The following is a 17287-nucleotide window of genomic DNA, read 5'->3' as shown; positions in this document are numbered from 1 at the left end:
CGCAGAATTTCACGGACCCTGTGCCCATGGAAGCGGTGCGTAGCAGGGCAAACACGGGCAGCCGCGCGAGCGCGCGCCCCCGCTCAGCGGTAGTCGTCCTCGTCCAGGTCGACCACGCGGGCCTGCTCGGCGACGTCGGCCACGTTGGCGGCGCCGGGGTCGACGTCCTCCAGGGAGCCGTCGTGCTGCGGCGCGAGGTCGGTGTGCTGCTCGGCGGCGTCGGCCTCGGGCGTCTCCTCGCCGAGGCCGTCCGCGGACTCCTCGGCCTCGAACGTGTCCGGGTCGGTGGGATCAACGGTCATGATCGGGACTCCTCGGATCTCTTGCCGGTGTCTTCGGGTCTTCGAGGTGGTGCGGTCCGTCCCGGCCGCGGTCTCCTCCGGCTGCGCCGGTTCCCCCGTACGGGACGGTCCCGCGGTGCGAGTGCCCTGTTCGCGCACCTCGTCCCGGCGAGTTCCCTCTGCATCAAGGGAACACCCGATCGGGGCGCCACGCGATCCCTCGCCCGGGGCCCGCGTGATCTGTTACGCGATCCAAACGGCACCTGTGACCCCGAACACGCGATCCAACGCGTGATCGTCTCGTAACATTGCCCGCATGTCTTCGACCGAGTTGCCGGACCTGCTGGCCGCCACCGTCGCCCCCAGGCCGGGCGCCGTCGGTGCCGCGGAGGGCGAGCGCATGGACTCGGTCACGCTGCCCGGCATGACGCTCTCGGTGCGCGGCAGGACCGCGGCCGACACGGAGCTGCCGCCCGCCCTGTACGTGCACGGGCTCGGCGGCTCCTCCAGGAACTGGTCGGCGCTGATGCCGCTGCTCCAGGACGTCGTGCACGGCGAGGCCCTCGATCTGCCGGGTTTCGGCGACTCGCCGCCCCCGGACGACGGGGACTACTCGGTCACCGGGCACGCGCGCGCGGTCATCCGCTTCCTGGAGGCGCGCGGCCGCGGCCCCGTCCACCTGGTGGGCAACTCCCTGGGCGGTGCCGTCACCACCCGCGTCGCCGCGGTCAGGCCCGACCTCGTGCGCACCCTCACCCTGGTCTCGCCCGCCCTGCCCGAGCTGCGGGTGCAGCGCACCGCCGTGCCCACGGGGCTGCTCGCGCTGCCCGGTGTGGCCGCCCTGTTCACCCGGCTGACCAAGGAGTGGACGCCGGAGATGCGGGTGCGCGGCGTCATGGAGCTCTGTTACGGCGATCCGGCCAACGTCTCGCCGGAGGCGTTCGAGGTGGCCGTGCGCGAGATGGAGCGCCGGCTCGCACACCCCTACTTCTGGGACGCCATGGCCCGCTCGGCCCGCGGCATCGTGAACGCGTACACGCTCGGCGGCCAGCACGGCCTGTGGCGGCAGGCCGAGCGGGTGCTCGCGCCGACGCTGCTCGTGTACGGCGGCCGGGACCAACTCGTGTCGTACCGCATGGCGCGCAAGGCCTCGGCGGCCTTCCGCGATTCGCGGCTGCTCACGCTGACCGAGGCCGGGCACGTGGCGATGATGGAGTTTCCGGACGCGGTGGCCGCCGCGATCCGTGAACTCGTGGCTGATGCCGGTGAGTTGAGGGATCCTCGTGAGGTGCGCAAGGGCGGCGGCGTGAGCGCCGACCGCCGCGATCCGGGTACTTCGGGTACGAGGAGCTGACACGCCGCGTGGGACGTCATAGCCGCCGGGACCCGGCCGACAACACAGACACCAGCAGCACCTCTGGCATACCCGAGTCCCGGACGACACCGTCCGGGACCGGGTCCGGGACCGGCAGCGGCCGCCGTCGGCGGGGTGACACGCCCGCGCACGGGACGCCCCAGGTGACGCCGGAGCAGGGCACGCCCCCGCACGGCGTGCCGCGGGCCGCGACCCCGCCCGCCGTCCCGCCGCAGGGCACCCCGCCGCACGGCACCCCGTGGCACACCCCGCCCCACGGCGTCCCGCACGTGCGCGGCGGTCACCCCGAGCAGCGTGAGCCCGGGGGCGGCTGGGGCACGGTCGGCGGCAAGGCGCGGCCGTCGGGCGCCGGTGCGGCGCGGCCGCGGCGGGTGCCGGGGCCGAGACGCGAGGACGTCGCGGCCTTCGACGCCCTCGCTGCCCCGGACGGCTTCGAGGGCGCGGACGTGTTCGCGGCGGGCGCCACGCCCGTGCGGCCGCCCGCGCCCCGCGACCCGTACGCGTCCGTCACCGCCTGGGAGACCGACGCCGGTGACGACGGCGACGGCACGCGCGGCGGCTCCCGGGGCGCCGCGGCCGCCGACGGGACTCCGGCGGGCGGGCGGCTCAGCAGCCGCACCGTCATCGGTGCCGCCGCCGCGACCGTCACCCTGGCCCTCGCCATCGTCGTGGCCGCTCAGGTCACCGACGACGCCGATGACTCGGGCTCCCGCACCCAGGCCGCCGACCACGGCGCGGGCGACGACCGGGACGCCCGCGACTCCGCGTCGCGCTCGGACAACCGGCCCGCGCCATCCGACTCGCCGACCCCGGAGTCGTACGAGACCAAGATGGGCAAGAAGTACCCGCTGGACGCGAAGCTCGCCGCGTCCGGGCAGTTCACGGCGATGCCCGGATTCGACCGGGCGCCCGGCAAGGGGCAGAAGTTCCGCTACCGCGTCGACGTCGAGAAGGGCATGGGCCTGGACGGCCCCCTGTTCGCGCAGGCCGTGCAGAAGACCCTGAACGACAAGCGGAGCTGGGCCCACGGCGGGGCCCGCACCTTCGAGCGGATCTCCTCCGGCAAGCCGGACTTCGTCATCACCCTGGCGAGCCCGGTGACCACCGCGAAGTGGTGCGCGAAGTCCGGCCTCGAAACGCTTCAGCAGAACGTGTCGTGCGACTCGGCGTCCACCGACCGCATCATGATCAACGCCTATCGGTGGGCCCAGGGCGCCAAGACCTACGGCGACCGCATCCACCCGTACCGCCAGATGCTGATCAACCACGAGGTCGGCCACCGGCTCGGCCACGGTCACGTGGACTGCCAGCGCGACGGCGAGCTCGCGCCCGTCATGCAGCAGCAGACCAAGTTCCTCGACCACGACGGCATCCACTGCAAGCCCAATCCCTGGGCGTTTCCCAAGGGTTGAGACGGCCCGGCTCGGGGGCTGAGACATCGCGTTGACATTCCGCGCGGCATCGTCCATATTTCTCCGCATGTCGACCCGTCACGCCTCCCCGAGTGCCGCCCTTGAGCTGGCGCTGTTCGGCGTGACCGCGCTCTGCGTGGCCGACATTCACTGTCGCTGACGCCCGCCCCCGGCGAGTGCGTCGCGCTTCTTCTTCCATCACCGCGTTCCGTGCCAGGCGTGTGCCGCGTTCCGTACGCGGTCCACGATGTGGTCAGGTGTCCGCATCCTGGACAGACGGTCATGGGCGTACGTGCCCGGGGGCGGGCTCCCGCGTTTTCCCTCCGCTCCCCTTATCTCTTCAGCGTTCCGAGAGGCACTCCGATGCGTCTGCGTCGTCAGAAGTCCGTCATATCCCGCCGCGTGGCAGCGGCATCCGCCACCCTGGTCGTACTGGCCGTGGGCGCCGCCGCCTGCGGACCTGAGGACGGCAACGACGCCGGGGGCGACGGCAAGGCCAAGAAGGGCGGCACGCTCACCGTCCTCAACAGCTCCCCGCAGAAGACCTTCGACCCGGCCCGCCTGTACACCTCCGGCGGCGGCAACGTGCCGAGCCTCGTCTTCCGCACCCTGACCACCCGCAACCGCGAGGACGGCGCCGAGGGCGCGAAGGTCGTCCCGGACCTCGCCGAGAGCCTCGGCAAGCCGAGCAAGAACGCCACGGTGTGGACGTACACCCTGAAGAAGGGCCTCAAGTTCGAGGACGGCACGCCGATCACGACCAAGGACATCAAGTACGGCATCGAGCGCTCCTTCGCGGCCGAGCTGTCCGGCGGCGCGCCCTTCCTGCGGGACTGGCTCATCGGCGGCGCCACGTACGAGGGCCCCTACAAGGACAAGAAGGGCCTGGACTCCGTCGAGACGCCGGACGAGCGCACGATCGTCTTCCACCTGAACAAGCCCGTCGGCGACTTCGACTACGTGGCCACGCAGACGTCGTTCGCGCCCGTGCCGAAGGCCAAGGACAAGGGCACCAAGTACGAGGAGCACCCGATCTCCTCGGGCCCGTACAAGGTCGTCAAGAACACCAACGCCGGTGAGCGGCTCCAGCTGGAGCGCAACCCCCACTGGTCGGAGAAGACCGACGCCGAGCGCAAGGCCTACCCGGACAAGATCGACGTCCGCTCCGGCTTCAACTCGTCCGTCATCAACCAGCGCCTCTCCGCGAGCCAGGGCGCCGACGCCGCCGCCGTCACCACCGACACCAACCTCGGCCCGGCCGAGCTCGCCAAGGTCACCGGCGACAAGAAGCTGGCCGCGCAGGTCGGCACCGGCCACTTCGGCTACACCAACTACCTGGCCTTCAACCCGAAGAAGAAGCCCTTCGACAACCCGAAGGTGCGCCAGGCCGTCGCCTACGCCGTCGACCGCTCCTCGGTCATCAACGCTGCGGGCGGCTCCTCGCTCGCCGAGCCGGCCACCACCTTCCTGCCCAACCAGGAGTCCTTCGGCTACCAGAAGTTCGACCACTTCCCGGCGGGCGCGAGCGGCAACCCGAAGAAGGCCAAGGAGCTCCTGAAGGAGGCCGGCTACGAGGACGGCCTGACCATCACGCTCACGCATTCCAACGCCAAGAACTTCGAGACCAGCCCGGAGATCGCCACCGCCCTCCAGGACGCCCTCAAGAAGGCCGGGATCACCGTCAAGCTCCAGGGCCTGGAGGACAACGACTACGAGGACAAGGTCCACGACGCCAAGGACGAGCCGGGCCTCTTCCTCGCCCACTGGGGTGCCGACTGGCCCTCCGGCGGCCCCTTCCTCGCCCCGATCTTCGACGGCCGCCAGATCGTCAAGGACGGCTACAACTTCAACTCCAGCTTCCTGAACGACAAGGCCGTCAACAAGGAGATCGACGAGATCAACCAGCTGACGGACCACGCCGCGGCCGCCAAGCGCTGGGGCGCGCTCGACAAGAAGATCGGCGAGAAGGCCGTCAACGTGCCGCTGTTCCACCCGGTCTACAAGCGCCTGTACGGCAAGGACATCAAGAACGTCGTGATCAGCGACTGGACCGGCGTCCTGGACATCTCCCAGGTCGCGGTCAAGTAAGGCCCGTCGGGTAGATCTGTCATGAGTGAGGCCCTGTTGGCCTCGGAGAGTGCGGGAGCGGGCACCGACGCGGTGCCCGCTGCCGCCACCTCCGGAGCCCGTCAGTTCTGGCGACGCCTGCGCACCCAGCGCGCCGCCCTCGTCGCGGGCGCGATCGTCGCCCTGCTCGTCCTGGTCGCGCTCGCCGCGCCCCTGCTCACCGCCCTGGAGGGCCAGGACCCCACCACGTACCACCCCGAGCTCATCGACTCCGCGCGCGGCGGCGTGCCCGTCGGCTCCTTCGGCGGCATGAGCGCCGAGCACTGGCTCGGCGTCGAGCCCCAGACCGGCCGCGACCTGTTCGCGCGCCTGGTGTACGGAGCCCGGGTGTCCCTCGGCGTCGCGCTGATCGCGACGCTGCTCCAGGTCACCCTCGGCATCGTCGTCGGGCTCGCCAGCGGGCTCGGCAACCGCTGGGTCGACCTCGCCCTCAGCCGCGCCACCGACGTCATGGTGGCGCTGCCCCTGATGGTCCTCGCGCTCGGCCTGCTCGCCGTCGTGCCGAGCGACTTCCCGCGCCCGGTGCTCGTCGCGCTCGTCGTCGGCGTGGTCGGCTGGGGCGGCATGGCGAAGATCGTGCGCGCGCAGACCATCTCGCTCAAGTCGCTCGACCACGTCTCCGCGGCCCGCCTGAGCGGCTGGCGCGGGGTGCGCATCGCACGGCGCGAGCTGCTGCCCGCGCTCGCCGCGCCCGTCATCACGTACTCCGCGCTGCTCGTCCCCGCCAACATCACGGTGGAGGCGGCCCTGTCCTTCCTCGGCGTCGGCGTCAAGCCGCCCACCGCGTCCTGGGGCCAGATGCTCACCTCCGCCGACGTCTGGTACCAGGCGGCACCGCAGTACCTGCTGCTGCCCGCAGGGACCCTGTTCGTGACCGTGCTCGCGCTGACCGTCCTCGGCGACGGCGTCCGCACCGCCCTCGACCCGCGCGCCGCCTCGCGGCTGCGGGTGGGCGCCAAGCGCAGCAAGAAGGGGGCGGCGTCATGAGCTGGGGCTCCGGATTCACCGGCTTCGTCGCCCGGCGCGCCGTCGGCGCCGTCGTCACCCTCTTCGTCCTGTCCGTCGTCATCTACGCCGTCTTCTACGTCGCCCCCGGCGACGTCGCGCAGATCACCTGCGGCCCGCGCTGCTCGCCCGCCCAGGTCCAGCAGGTCTCCGAGCAGCTCAAGCTCGACGACCCGCTGTACACGCGGTACTTCGAGTTCCTGCGCGGCATCTTCGTAGGCCACGACTACTCGACCGGCACCGCGGTGCTGCACTGCGACGCGCCCTGCCTCGGCCTGTCGTACCAGACCGACCAGCAGGTCACCGACCTGATCCTGAACAAGGTGCCGGTGACGGGGTCGCTCGCGATCGGCGCGATGGTCCTGTGGCTGATCCTCGGCGTCGGCACCGGCGTCCTGTCGGCGTGGCGGCGCGGCCGCCCCACCGAGCGCGTCCTGACCGCCGTCACGCTCGCGGGCACGGCCACCCCCGTGTTCGTCATCGGCCTGCTCCTGATGGTCCTGGTCTGCGGCCAGCTCCAATGGCTGCCGTTCCCGCAGTACGTGCCGTTCACCGAGGACCCGCAGCAGTGGGCGTGGAACCTCCTCCTGCCCTGGGTGTCGCTCGCCCTCATCGAGTCCGCCAAGTACGCGCGCCTGACCCGGTCCGCGATGCTGGAGACGCTCGCCGAGGACCACGTGCGCACCTTCCGGGCGTACGGGATCAGCGAGCGCTCCCTCGTCGGGCGGCACGCCCTGCGCGGCGCCCTCGCCCCCGTGATCGCGCTGAGCGCCAACGACTTCGGGTCCATGTTCGGCGGCGCCCTGCTCACCGAGACGCTGTTCGGCCTGCCCGGGCTCGGCCGCGAACTCGTGCACGCGGTCCGGGTCGTCGACCTGCCGGTGGTCGTCGGCATGGTCCTCATCACCGGCTTCTTCGTGGTCCTCGCCAACGCCGTCGCGGACGTGCTGTACGCGGTGGCCGACCGACGGGTGGTGCTCGCATGAACCTCGACGATCACCTCGTGCACGTGGAAGGACTGAGCGTCGGGTTCGGCGACGTCCGCGCCGTGGACGAGGTCTCCTTCACCCTGGCGCGCGGCGCCGCCCTCGCCCTCGTCGGCGAGTCCGGCTCCGGCAAGTCGACCGTCGCCTCCGCGCTGCTCGGCCTGCACCGGGACACCGGGGCGCGGGTCACGGGCGCCGTGCGGGTCGGCGGCGTCGACGTCACCGGGGCCACCGACCGCGAACTGCGGCGGCTGCGCGGCGGGGTCGCCGCGATGGTCTTCCAGGACCCGCTGTCCTCGCTCGACCCCTACTACGCGGTCGGCGACCAGATCGCCGAGGTGTACCGCAACCACTCCGGGGCCTCGCGCCGCGCCGCACGCGCGCGTGCCGTCGACGTGCTCGGCCGGGTCGGCATCGCGGACGCCGCACGCCGGGCGCGCTCGCGCCCGCACGAGTTCAGCGGCGGCATGCGCCAGCGCGCCCTGATCGCCATGGCCCTCGCCTGCGAGCCCGACCTGCTCATCGCCGACGAGCCGACCACGGCCCTGGACGTGACGGTGCAGGCGCAGATCCTCGACCTGCTGCACGAGCTGCGCGAGGAGACCGGCATGGGCCTGCTCCTGGTCACCCACGACGTGGGCGTGGCCGCCGAGAGCGTGGACGACGTGCTCGTCATGCGGCACGGGCGCGTCGTGGAGCGCGGCGGCGTCACCGACGTCCTCGCGGCGCCCCGGGAGGCGTACACCAAGCAGCTCCTGAGCGCCGTGCCGCGCGTCGACGCCGTACGGGAGGAGCGCTCCGGCGACCTCGGCGACGTCGTCGTCGAGGCCGAGGGGCTGCGGCGCGAGTTCGGCCGCGGCAAGAGCGCCTTCGTCGCCGTCGACGACGTGTCGCTGACCGTGCGGCGCGGCGAGACCCTCGGCGTCGTCGGCGAGAGCGGCAGCGGCAAGACGACGCTCGGCCGGATGCTCGTGGGACTCCTGGAGCCCACCTCCGGGCGGCTGAGCCACGACGGCGCCGAGAAGCGGACCGCGGGGCCCGTGCCGGGCGTGCAGATGGTGTTCCAGGACCCCGTCTCCTCGCTCAACCCGCGCCGCTCGGTGGGCGAGTCCGTCGCCGATCCGCTGCGCGCGCGGGGCGACCGCGACGAGGCCGCGATCCGCGCCCGCGTACGGGACCTGATGGAGCGCGTCGGCCTCGACCCGGCGCACTACGACCGCTACCCGCACGAGTTCAGCGGCGGCCAGCGCCAGCGCGTCGGCATCGCGCGGGCGCTCGCCGCCGAGCCCCGGCTCATCGTCTGCGACGAGCCCGTCTCGGCGCTCGACGTGACCACCCAGGCCCAGGTCACCGCGCTCCTCGCGGAGCTGCAGCGGGAACTGGGGCTCGCGCTCGTCTTCGTCGCGCACGACCTCGCGGTGGTGCGCCAGGTCAGTGACCGGGTGGCGGTGATGCGGCGCGGCCGGATCGTCGAGTACGGCTCCGTGGACGAGGTCTACGACTCGCCCCGCGACCCGTACACGAAGGACCTGCTGGCCGCCGTGCCCGCCCTCGACCCGGCGCTCGCCGCCGAGCGGCGCGCGGCCCGCCTGGCACGGTCCGGAACGGCCTCGGAGGAATTGGCCGTGGCATGACTCCGCGTGAGCAAGGGGGTCTCCCACGAGCCCCTCATGACGCCTTTCGTCGCCCTATGAGGCTTCTATAGCGCGACGGAACGCTACCGGCGCGGGAAAGTCACTGCTCTTCACCCCTTTTGGTGGCGCGATGGACAACCGTCCGTCGCGCCACCGGCATGTCCGCATACGTTCGTCCCGCTGCGAGCCGCCGGGCCAACGGCGGCTCCCCATATGGCAGATCGGGGGTGCGCGCGTGCGCATTGGACTGCTTACGGAGGGTGGCTATCCGTATGTGGGCGGTGAGGCCAGGCTCTGGTGCGACCGGCTCGTGCGCGGGCTCGGGCAGCACGAGTTCGACGTCTACGCACTGAGCGGGAGCGCCCGTCAGGAGGCACTCGGCTGGGTCGAACTGCCCCCGCAGGTCCGCCGGGTGCGGAGCGCCGCGCTGTGGGGCGAGGCCACCGGTCGGTCGGTGCTGTGGGGGCGGCGCCGCGCGGGCCGCCGGTTCGCGGAGTGCTTCGGGGAACTCGCGGCGGGGATGACGGGCACCTCCGACGAGGGCGCGGCGGGCACCTCCGGCCAGTTGGCGGACCGTTTCGGCAGCGGCCTCTACGGGCTCGCCGACCTCGCCCGCGACACCGGCGGCCTCGCCGGGGCCCTACGCTCCGAGGACGCCGTGCGCGCCCTGGAGGGCGCCTGCCGCGCGCCCGGCGCGCACCGGGCCGCCCGCGCCGCCCGCGTGCCCGACCTGCTCGCCGTCGCCGCGGACCTTGAGCGGGCCCTGCGCCCGCTCTCCCTCGACTGGTACGACGACGACACGCTCGGCGCCGTCGACCTCTGCCACGCCACGGCGGGCGGCGCCGCCGCCCTTCCGGGCCTGCTCGCCCGGCACTTCGCGGGCGTACCGCTGCTCGTCACCGAGTACGGCGTACGGCTGCGCGCGCACTACCTGGCGGGCGCGAGCGGCGCCGGAGAGCCGGGGCCGAGCGCCCCCGCGCGGGCGCTGCTCGCCTCCTTCCACGGCAGGCTCGCCGCCGAGACGTACCGCGAGGCCACCGTCATCACCCCCGGCAACGCGCACGCCCGCCGCTGGCAGGAGCGGTGCGGCGCCGACCGCGCCAAGCTGCGCACGGTCTACCCGGGCCTGGAGGCGGACCGCTTCGCCGAGGTCGGCGAGCGCGAGGAGCCCGGCGAGCCGCACACGCTCCTGTGGGTCGGCCGGATCGAGCCCGCCAAGGACCTGATCTCGCTCCTGCACGCCTTCGCCGAGGTCCGCAAGGACGAGCCCAGGGCACGCCTTCGGATCGTCGGCGCGCTCGCCGAGGGGCCGCGCGCGGCGGCGTACCTCGCCCACTGCCGGGCGCTCGCCGCGCAGCTGTTCCCCGACGAGGCCGACGACGTGCACGCGGTCGGCGCCAACCCGGTCTCGTTCGAGGAGATCGGCGGCCCGGAGGCACCGGACCTCGCCGACGCGTACGCAGGCGGCGGCGTGGTCGTCCTGTCCAGCGTCGTCGAGGGCTTCCCCATCAGCCTCATCGAGGCCATGCTCTGCGGGCGCGCCACCGTCTCGACGGACGTCGGCGCGGTGGTCGAGGTCATCGGCGGCACGGGCCTCGTGGTGCCGCCGCGCAACCCCCGGGCGCTCGCGCAGGCGTGCGTGGCGCTGCTGCGCGACCCCGAGCGCCGCGCACGCCTCGGCGCGGCGGCGCGGGCCCGGGCGCTCGAACTCTTCACGGTCGAGCAGAACATCGCGGCATTTCACGGCATTTACCTGGAGATCGTCTCGCACTGCCCGGTGCGCCGCGAGACCGTGAACGAGGCGGGCGAGCCGGTGCCGTTCGCGCACCCGGCCGAGGCGTCCGTGCCGGGCCGGTGGGCCGTCGGCGGCGGCAGCGCGGGCGCGGCACCCGTCGGCCGGGCCGCGCCCCTCGGCCCCGCGGCCGCCACCGGGCCGAGCTGGGCCGCCCGCTACGGCCTGCGCGGCCACCTGGGGGAGGTGGCCTCGTGAAGGGACTCGACTCGGCCCTCGGCTCTGCTCTGCCCTCGGCTCTCGACCCGGCTTCGGCCGCGACGGCCCCTAGGCGCGGCACCGGCACCCCGGCCCGCGGCACCGGCACCCCGGCGCACGGCACCGGCACTCAGACGTGCGGCACCGGCACTCCGGCCCGCGGTACCGAAACCCCGACGCGCGGCACCGTCGACCCCGTCAAGGCGCTGCTCCACCGCCACCGCGAGCTCTGCGAGCGCGCCGTCGACCCGCTGGAGATCGCGGCGGGCCTGGAGGCGCACGGCGTCACCGACCGCACGGCCGCGCGGTTCCGGCACCGCGACGTGTTCGCCCTGGCCGAGGAGATGTACGCGCGCGTGCCGCGCGACAGCGACGAGTGGGACGCCCTCGACACCCCGGGGGACGACGGCGCCGCCCGGCCCGAGAGCGCGGCGCCCGAAGTCCACGCGGGCTGGCCCGTGTTCGCGCTGCTGCCCGGCGCGGTCTGCGCCCTCACCGTCGCAGGACTCGCCCTCACCGGCGGCGGCGCGCGTCTCGCCGTGACGCTCTGCGGGGCGCTCGCCCTGGCCGCCACGACACGTGTCGCCCTGCGGCACGGCCCGCTGCGCACCCCCCGCCCCGCCGCGTCGGCCACGCGCGCGTGGACCTGCTGGCTGCCCGCGTACGCCCTGCTCGGCGAGGGGCTGCTGCGCGCCGCAGCGCCGGGCGGCACGGACCGGCCCTGGGCGCCATCGGCCCTCGCCGCCCTCGGGCTCACCGCGGCGGTCGCACCCGGCCTCGCCTGCGCGCGGCTCTTCGCGGTGCGGGCCCGCGGGCGGCTCGGCAGCAGCCGGGGCCTCGCCGACTTCGCCGCGTCCGTACGGCCGCTCCTGATCGGCGTGTTCGCGCTCTACGCGGTCGCGGTCGCCCTGGCGCTCGCCGGAGCGGACGCCGCGCTCGGCTCCGGCGGGGCGGGCCCCGCCCTGGGCGTCGGCGCGCTGGCCGCGCTGCTGTGGCTCGGCCGCCTCCTCGCGGCACACGGCTCCACGCGCGCGGCCACCCTCGTGTACGCCGCGGTCGGCGCGGCCGAGGCGGCCACCCTGGCTCTCGCGTGGGCCGCGCGCCTTCCGGGCTGCGGCTTCCTCGCGACGCCGGTGGAGACCGCGGCCCTCACCTGGGGCGCGCCCGCCGCCGTCTGCGGGGCGGGCGCAGCCGTCCTGCTGGCCCGCGCGGTCCGGGTGCTCGGCCGCGCCTCCGCGCATGCCCGCGGGGGTGCGGCATGAACGTGCGCGCCGCCCTGCAGAGCCCGCGGCTCCGCCGCCAGGGACCTTCCTGCCAGGGCCCTTCGCGTCGGCGCCCGTCGTGTCGGCGGCCGTCGTGTCGGCGGCCTTCCCGCCAGGGATCTTCGTGTCGGCGGCCTTCCAGCCAGGGCCCTTGGCGTCGGTGCCCTTCGTGTCGGCGGCCTTCCCACCCGCGCCCTTCGCACCCGTGCTCTTCGCACCCGTGCCCTTCCCGCCCGTGCCCTTCCCGCACGCGGCCTCCCCGCCGTCCGCTTCCGCACCCCGGAGGCGTACCCCCCGACCGCACCGTCCCGGAGCGGTCCGCACCCCCGGCCCCGCGCACCCGGTGCGGGGCCCGGCGGCGCGGCCCCCGGTCGCGGCGGGCCGCGCCGGTCCATCCGTTACCCGAGACAGCCGGCACCACCCTGAAGGAGAAACGCAGATGACAAGGCCCAGCATCCGAGCGTCCGTCCCCGGAGGCGCCCGATGAGGGTGTTGCTGATCGGAGCCAACGGATACCTCGGCCGGTTCGTCGCCGACCGGCTGCTCGCCGACCCGGCGGTCCAGCTCACCGCGCTCGGCCGCGGGGACGACTCGGACGTACGGTTCGACCTCGCAAGCGGCAGCCCCGGCGCGCTCACCCGCTTCCTGGACGCCGTGCACCCGGGCGTCGTCATCAACTGCGCGGGCGCCACCCGCGGCGGCGCCCGCGAACTGACCCGGCACAACACCGTCGCCGTCGCCACCATCTGCGAGGCCCTGCGCCGCAGCGGCTGCGGCGCTCGCCTGGTGCAGCTCGGCTGCGGCGCCGAGTACGGCCCCAGCCAGCCCGGCTCGTCCACCGCCGAGGACGCCGTGCCACGCCCCGGCGGCCCCTACGGCGTCAGCAAACTGGCCGCCACCGAACTCGTCCTCGGCTCCGGGCTCGACGCCGTGGTCCTGCGGGTGTTCTCACCCGCGGGCCCCGGCACCCCCGCCGGATCGCCGCTCGGCCGCCTCGCCGAGGCCATGCGCCGCGCCATGCAGTCCGGCGACGGCGAACTGAAGCTCGGCGGGCTCGGCGTGCAGCGCGACTTCATCGACGTACGTGACGTCGCCCGGGCCGTGCACGCCGCCTCGCTCTCCGCCGCCCAAGGCATCGTCAACATCGGCTCCGGGCGCGCCGTGCGGCTGCGCGACGCCGCCGCCGTGCTCGCCCGCGTCGCCGGCTACGGCGGCGCCCTGCACGAACTCGACCAGCCGCCCGGCAGGCCGGGACTGCACCCGAGGCCCGACGCCGACCACGCGTCGCCGACCGCCTACCCCTACCCGGACGGCTGCGGCAGCTGGCAGCAGGCCGACGTGCGCACCGCGCGCGACCGGCTCGGCTGGCGGCCGCGCATCAACCTCGAAGAGTCACTCGCCGACATCTGGATGGAAGCCGCATGCCGCATCTAGGCCGCACACCGCGCCCCGGCCGCACCCCCCTGCCGGGCCGCAGGCCGCAGCCGACGGGCACCGCGGCGCCCGTCGTGCCGCGGACCGCCCTGCGCGTCGGCTTCGGCGTCCCCGGCACCGCCCACCCGCTGCTCGCCTCCGCCGAGTGGGCCGAACTCACCCGGTCCAGCGGCTCCTTGCACTGGGTCGTCCTGAACGTCGCGGGCGGCCCCGGCGACCGGCCCGACCCGCACTGCCTCGACGCCGCGGGACGACTGCGGAACGCGGGCGTCCGGGTGCTCGGCCACCTCGACGTGGCCCACGGCGCCCGCAGCTTCGGCGAGCTCGTCTCCGACGCCCACCGCTACCTCGACTGGTACCTGGTCGACGGCTTCTTCCTCGCCCGCTGCCCGACGGAGGCCGCGGAGCTCCCGGAGATCCGGCGCACCGTCACCACCCTGCGCGCGCTCCTGGGCAGGGCGCACGTGGTGTTCGGGCACGGCCGCCACCCCTACCCCGGATACGTGGAGAGCGCCGACCAGTTGGTGACGTTCAGCGGCCCCTGGACCGACTACCGCTGGTCCCAGGTCGCCGAGTGGACCGCCGACTACCCGCCCGAGCGCTTCTGCCACCTCGTGCACGGCGTGCCGCGCGGCCACCTCGACGAGGCGCTGCGCGTCGCCCGCTGGCAGGGCGCGTCGACGATCTACTTCACCGACCGCACGGACGGCAGCGGCGGCACCGGCGGCGACCCCTGGGAGGCGCTGCCCGGTTACTGGGACGAGATCGTCTCGCGTGTCGGACCAGGTGTCTCGGAATGAAGAAGGCCGTGGCAGTGTTACGGGGAGAACAACCGTTCCGCATATCCGACCAACGGAGTCCCCGTGTCGCTGCCACCCCTGGTCGAGCCAGCATCCGAGCTCACCGTCGACGAGGTCCGCAGGTACTCCCGCCACCTGATCATCCCGGACGTCGGGATGGACGGGCAGAAGCGGCTGAAGAACGCCAAGGTGCTCTGTGTGGGCGCCGGCGGCCTCGGGTCACCGGCGCTGATGTACCTCGCGGCGGCGGGCGTCGGCACCCTCGGCATCGTGGAGTTCGACGAGGTCGACGAGTCGAACCTGCAGCGCCAGATCATCCACAGCCAGGCCGACATCGGCCGCTCCAAGGCGGAGTCCGCGAAGGACTCGGTCCTCGGCATCAACCCGTACGTGAACGTGGTCCTGCACGAAGAGCGGCTCGAGGCCGACAACGTGATGGACATCTTCAGCCAGTACGACCTGATCGTCGACGGCACCGACAACTTCGCGACGCGCTACCTGGTCAACGACGCGTGCGTGCTCCTGAACAAGCCGTACGTGTGGGGCTCCATCTACCGCTTCGACGGCCAGGCGTCGGTGTTCTGGTCCGAGCACGGGCCCTGCTACCGCTGCCTCTACCCCGAGCCCCCGCCCCCCGGGATGGTCCCGTCCTGCGCCGAGGGCGGCGTGCTCGGCGTGCTGTGCGCCTCCATCGGCTCCATCCAGGTCAATGAGGCCATCAAGCTCCTCGCGGGCATCGGCGAGCCCCTGGTCGGCCGTCTGATGATCTACGACGCCCTGGAGATGCAGTACCGCCAGGTCAAGGTCCGCAAGGACCCGAACTGCGCGGTCTGCGGCGAGAACCCCACCGTCACCGAGCTCATCGACTACGAGGCCTTCTGCGGCGTCGTGTCCGAGGAGGCCCAGGAGGCGGCCGCCGGTTCGACGATCACTCCGCGGCAGCTCAAGGAGTGGATCGACGCCGACGAGAAGATCGAGATCATCGACGTCCGCGAGCCGAACGAGTACGAGATCGTCTCGATCCCGGGCGCCAAGCTGATCCCGAAGAACGAGTTCCTCATGGGCGCCGCCCTGGAGACCCTGCCGCAGGACAAGAAGATCGTCCTGCACTGCAAGACGGGTGTCCGCAGTGCGGAAGTCCTCGCCGTCCTGAAGTCCGCGGGCTTCGCGGACGCGGTGCACGTGGGCGGCGGCGTGATCGGCTGGGTGAACCAGATCGAGCCCGAGAAGCCGGTCTACTAGCCGCCGGGCCTCCGGGCCCGCTGCCTCGGCCTCAGCGGCCCCCGGGTGACTGCCACCCGGGGGCCGTTCGTCATGGCGCGCAGACCTTGCCGTCCCGCGGGACCTCGCCCTTGAGCAGGTAGTCGTCCACCGTGCCGTCGACGCAGTCGCTGCCGTTGCCGTACGCCCCGTGGCCCTCGCCCTTCCACGTCAGCTGGACGCCGACGCCCTCGCCCAGCTCGTCCGCCATCTTCCGGGCGCCCTCGTACGGCGTCGCCGGGTCCCCTGTGGTGCCGACGACCAGCACGGGGGCGGCGCCGGGCGCGCTCACCTCGGGAGTGTCCTGAAGACCGGCCACCGGCCAGTCGTGGCACCAGCCCGCCGTGTCCCAGGCCATGAAGCCGCCGAACACCGGCGATATCTCGCGGAACTCGGCGAGCCGTCGCTTGGCCGCGGCCGCCGTCGGCCGCGCCTTGGAGTCCCGGCAGCCGATCGCGCGCTGCGAGTGGCTCTGCGTGCTGTACGTACCGGACGCGGACCGCTCGTTGTACGTGTCGGCCAGCTCCAGGAGCGCCGTGCCGTCACCCTGCTCGGCCTTCTCCAGGGCGTCGGTGAGCACCGGCCAGGTCTGTCTGCTGTACAGCGCGACCAGGATGCCCGTCGTCGCGAGGGACTCGCTCAGCCTGCGGCCGGGCGTGGACGTGCGCAGCGGCTTCTTGTCCACGCGGCGCAGCAGGTCGGCTATCTTCCGCGTGCCCGTCTCGGGGACCTCGCCGGAGGACCTGAGGTAGTTCTCCAGGGCCCGCTGGAAGCCCCGCGCCTGGTTCTGCGCGTGGCCCACCGAGCCCACCGTCGGGTCGACGACCGCGTCGAACACGGCACGGCCCACCTTCTTCGGGAACAAGTGCGCGTAGACGCCGCCGAGTTCGGTGCCGTACGAGATGCCGAAGTAGTGCAGCTTCTCGTCGCCGAGCACCTGCCGCAGCACGTCCATGTCGCGGGCGGCGTCGGCCGTCGACACGTGCGGGAGCAGCTTCTTCGCGTCCCGCGCGCAGCCCGCGCCGAAGGCGGCCGCGTCGGCCAGATACTCCTTCTCCTCGGCCGGGGTGTCCGGCGTGGGGTCCGTGTGCTCCGCCGCCCGCGTCTGCTTGTCGCTGCGGCAGCGCAGGCCCTCGCTGCCCGCGACGCCGCGCGGGTCGAAGCTCACCAGGTCGTACCGCTCGCGCAGGTCGCCGTACGAGGGTGCGAACGCCGGGAGCATGGAGACGCCCGAGCCGCCGGGGCCGCCGAAGTTGAACACGAGCGAACCGATGCGGTCGCCGCGCTTCTCGGCTGTGGACGCGGCGCGGATCAGGGCGATGCCGATCGTCTCGCCGTCCGGCTCCGCGTAGTCCAGCGGGACCTTGAGGGTCGCGCACCGCCACTCCTCGCCGGGCGGCGCGTCCTCGCCCGCGCCTTCGCACGCGCCCCAGTCGAGCTGCTGCGAGACGACGGCCGCGGGCAGCGTGGACGACGGGTCCGGCCGCGGCTCGGGGTCGGCGCCCTGGGCCGCAGGGCGCCCGCCGTCCTTGCCGTTCGCGTCGTTCTTGTCGCCGGACGAACCGCTACAGCCCGCGGCGAGAGCGGCCACCAGCGTCACCGTGGTGGCCAGGGCCGCCGACCGTACGAAACGCGGCATGTCTCGCATCCCCCCTCGAAAGAACGTCCAGCCATCCTAGGCGGGGCCACTGACACCGCCCCGGCACACCCTCGGCCGCGCC

General features: G+C 73.6%; 14 protein-coding genes. 12 read left to right on the top strand and 2 right to left on the bottom strand.

The annotated features are described in order from the left end of the window. Positions 1-83: 83 nt before the first annotated feature. Positions 84-302, bottom strand: coding sequence for a hypothetical protein (locus IG74_RS0133175; RefSeq protein ID WP_030684735.1), 219 nt, complete (start codon positions 300-302; stop codon positions 84-86). Positions 303-597: 295 nt separating this feature from the next. On the opposite strand from IG74_RS0133175, the gene IG74_RS0133170 reads away from it, so the two are divergent. The 12 genes from IG74_RS0133170 (at position 598) to moeZ (ending at position 15548) form a co-directional block, all read left to right on the top strand. Next, positions 598-1635 carry an alpha/beta fold hydrolase gene (locus IG74_RS0133170; RefSeq protein WP_030684733.1) on the top strand — a complete coding sequence of 346 codons (1038 nt, stop codon included), beginning with the start codon at positions 598-600 and terminating at the stop codon, positions 1633-1635. Between the two features lie 8 nt (positions 1636-1643). After that, a complete protein-coding gene (locus tag IG74_RS0133165) occupies positions 1644-3068 on the top strand; it encodes a DUF3152 domain-containing protein (RefSeq protein WP_030684730.1) in 1425 nt (474 codons plus the stop codon). A 67-nt stretch (positions 3069-3135) separates the two neighbouring features. Then, entirely contained in the window at positions 3136-3228 is a 93-nt protein-coding gene (locus tag IG74_RS54460; RefSeq protein WP_311775232.1) for an Ms4533A family Cys-rich leader peptide, read from the top strand. 203 nt (positions 3229-3431) lie between these two features. Then, positions 3432-5156, top strand: coding sequence for an ABC transporter substrate-binding protein (locus tag IG74_RS0133160; protein ID WP_051855876.1), 1725 nt, complete (start codon positions 3432-3434; stop codon positions 5154-5156). 21 nt (positions 5157-5177) lie between these two features. Next, on the top strand, positions 5178-6182 hold the full coding sequence (locus tag IG74_RS0133155; protein WP_030684726.1) for an ABC transporter permease: 1005 nt from the start codon (positions 5178-5180) through the stop codon (positions 6180-6182). Then, positions 6179-7186: an ABC transporter permease gene (locus IG74_RS0133150; RefSeq protein WP_030684724.1), complete on the top strand. Its 1008-nt coding sequence runs from the start codon at positions 6179-6181 to the stop codon at positions 7184-7186. The genes IG74_RS0133155 and IG74_RS0133150 overlap by 4 nt, the downstream gene beginning before the upstream one ends. Further along, positions 7183-8820, top strand: a complete 1638-nt coding sequence (locus tag IG74_RS0133145; protein ID WP_051855873.1) for a dipeptide ABC transporter ATP-binding protein — start codon at positions 7183-7185, stop codon at positions 8818-8820. The genes IG74_RS0133150 and IG74_RS0133145 overlap by 4 nt, the downstream gene beginning before the upstream one ends. A 235-nt stretch (positions 8821-9055) precedes the next feature. Beyond that, positions 9056-10810 (top strand): glycosyltransferase, encoded by a 1755-nt coding sequence (locus tag IG74_RS0133140; protein WP_078869226.1) that lies wholly within the window; start codon positions 9056-9058, stop codon positions 10808-10810. Continuing rightward, positions 10807-12072 carry a hypothetical protein gene (locus IG74_RS0133135; RefSeq protein ID WP_078869225.1) on the top strand — a complete coding sequence of 422 codons (1266 nt, stop codon included), beginning with the start codon at positions 10807-10809 and terminating at the stop codon, positions 12070-12072. The genes IG74_RS0133140 and IG74_RS0133135 overlap by 4 nt, the downstream gene beginning before the upstream one ends. Positions 12073-12555: 483 nt before the next feature. Next, entirely contained in the window at positions 12556-13506 is a 951-nt protein-coding gene (locus IG74_RS0133130) for an NAD-dependent epimerase/dehydratase family protein (protein WP_030684714.1), read from the top strand. After that, positions 13494-14306 carry a spherulation-specific family 4 protein gene (locus IG74_RS0133125; RefSeq protein WP_078869223.1) on the top strand — a complete coding sequence of 271 codons (813 nt, stop codon included), beginning with the start codon at positions 13494-13496 and terminating at the stop codon, positions 14304-14306. Before IG74_RS0133130 ends, IG74_RS0133125 begins: the two co-directional genes overlap by 13 nt. Before the next feature lie 63 nt (positions 14307-14369). Continuing rightward, a complete protein-coding gene (gene moeZ, locus IG74_RS0133120) occupies positions 14370-15548 on the top strand; it encodes an adenylyltransferase/sulfurtransferase MoeZ (protein WP_030684710.1) in 1179 nt (392 codons plus the stop codon). A gap of 70 nt (positions 15549-15618) precedes the next feature. Here moeZ and IG74_RS0133115 read toward each other — a convergent pair whose 3' ends face one another. Continuing rightward, positions 15619-17205 (bottom strand): alpha/beta hydrolase, encoded by a 1587-nt coding sequence (locus IG74_RS0133115; protein ID WP_030684707.1) that lies wholly within the window; start codon positions 17203-17205, stop codon positions 15619-15621. Between the last annotated feature and the right edge of the window lie 82 nt (positions 17206-17287).

The organism is Streptomyces sp. NRRL B-1347 (assembly GCF_000720325.1).
GTDB lineage: Bacteria > Actinomycetota > Actinomycetes > Streptomycetales > Streptomycetaceae > Streptomyces.
This window is presented reverse-complemented; position numbering and strand designations above follow the sequence as displayed.

Coding starts and splice junctions, on each gene's coding strand:
- IG74_RS0133175 (WP_030684735.1), bottom strand. CDS start 302: ATGACCGTTGATCCCACCGACCCGGACACGTTCGAGGCCGAGGAGTCC.
- IG74_RS0133170 (WP_030684733.1), top strand. CDS start 598: ATGTCTTCGACCGAGTTGCCGGACCTGCTGGCCGCCACCGTCGCCCCC.
- IG74_RS54460 (WP_311775232.1), top strand. CDS start 3,136: ATGTCGACCCGTCACGCCTCCCCGAGTGCCGCCCTTGAGCTGGCGCTG.
- IG74_RS0133160 (WP_051855876.1), top strand. CDS start 3,432: ATGCGTCTGCGTCGTCAGAAGTCCGTCATATCCCGCCGCGTGGCAGCG.
- IG74_RS0133155 (WP_030684726.1), top strand. CDS start 5,178: ATGAGTGAGGCCCTGTTGGCCTCGGAGAGTGCGGGAGCGGGCACCGAC.
- IG74_RS0133150 (WP_030684724.1), top strand. CDS start 6,179: ATGAGCTGGGGCTCCGGATTCACCGGCTTCGTCGCCCGGCGCGCCGTC.
- IG74_RS0133145 (WP_051855873.1), top strand. CDS start 7,183: ATGAACCTCGACGATCACCTCGTGCACGTGGAAGGACTGAGCGTCGGG.
- IG74_RS0133130 (WP_030684714.1), top strand. CDS start 12,556: ATGAGGGTGTTGCTGATCGGAGCCAACGGATACCTCGGCCGGTTCGTC.
- IG74_RS0133125 (WP_078869223.1), top strand. CDS start 13,494: ATGCCGCATCTAGGCCGCACACCGCGCCCCGGCCGCACCCCCCTGCCG.
- IG74_RS0133115 (WP_030684707.1), bottom strand. CDS start 17,205: ATGCCGCGTTTCGTACGGTCGGCGGCCCTGGCCACCACGGTGACGCTG.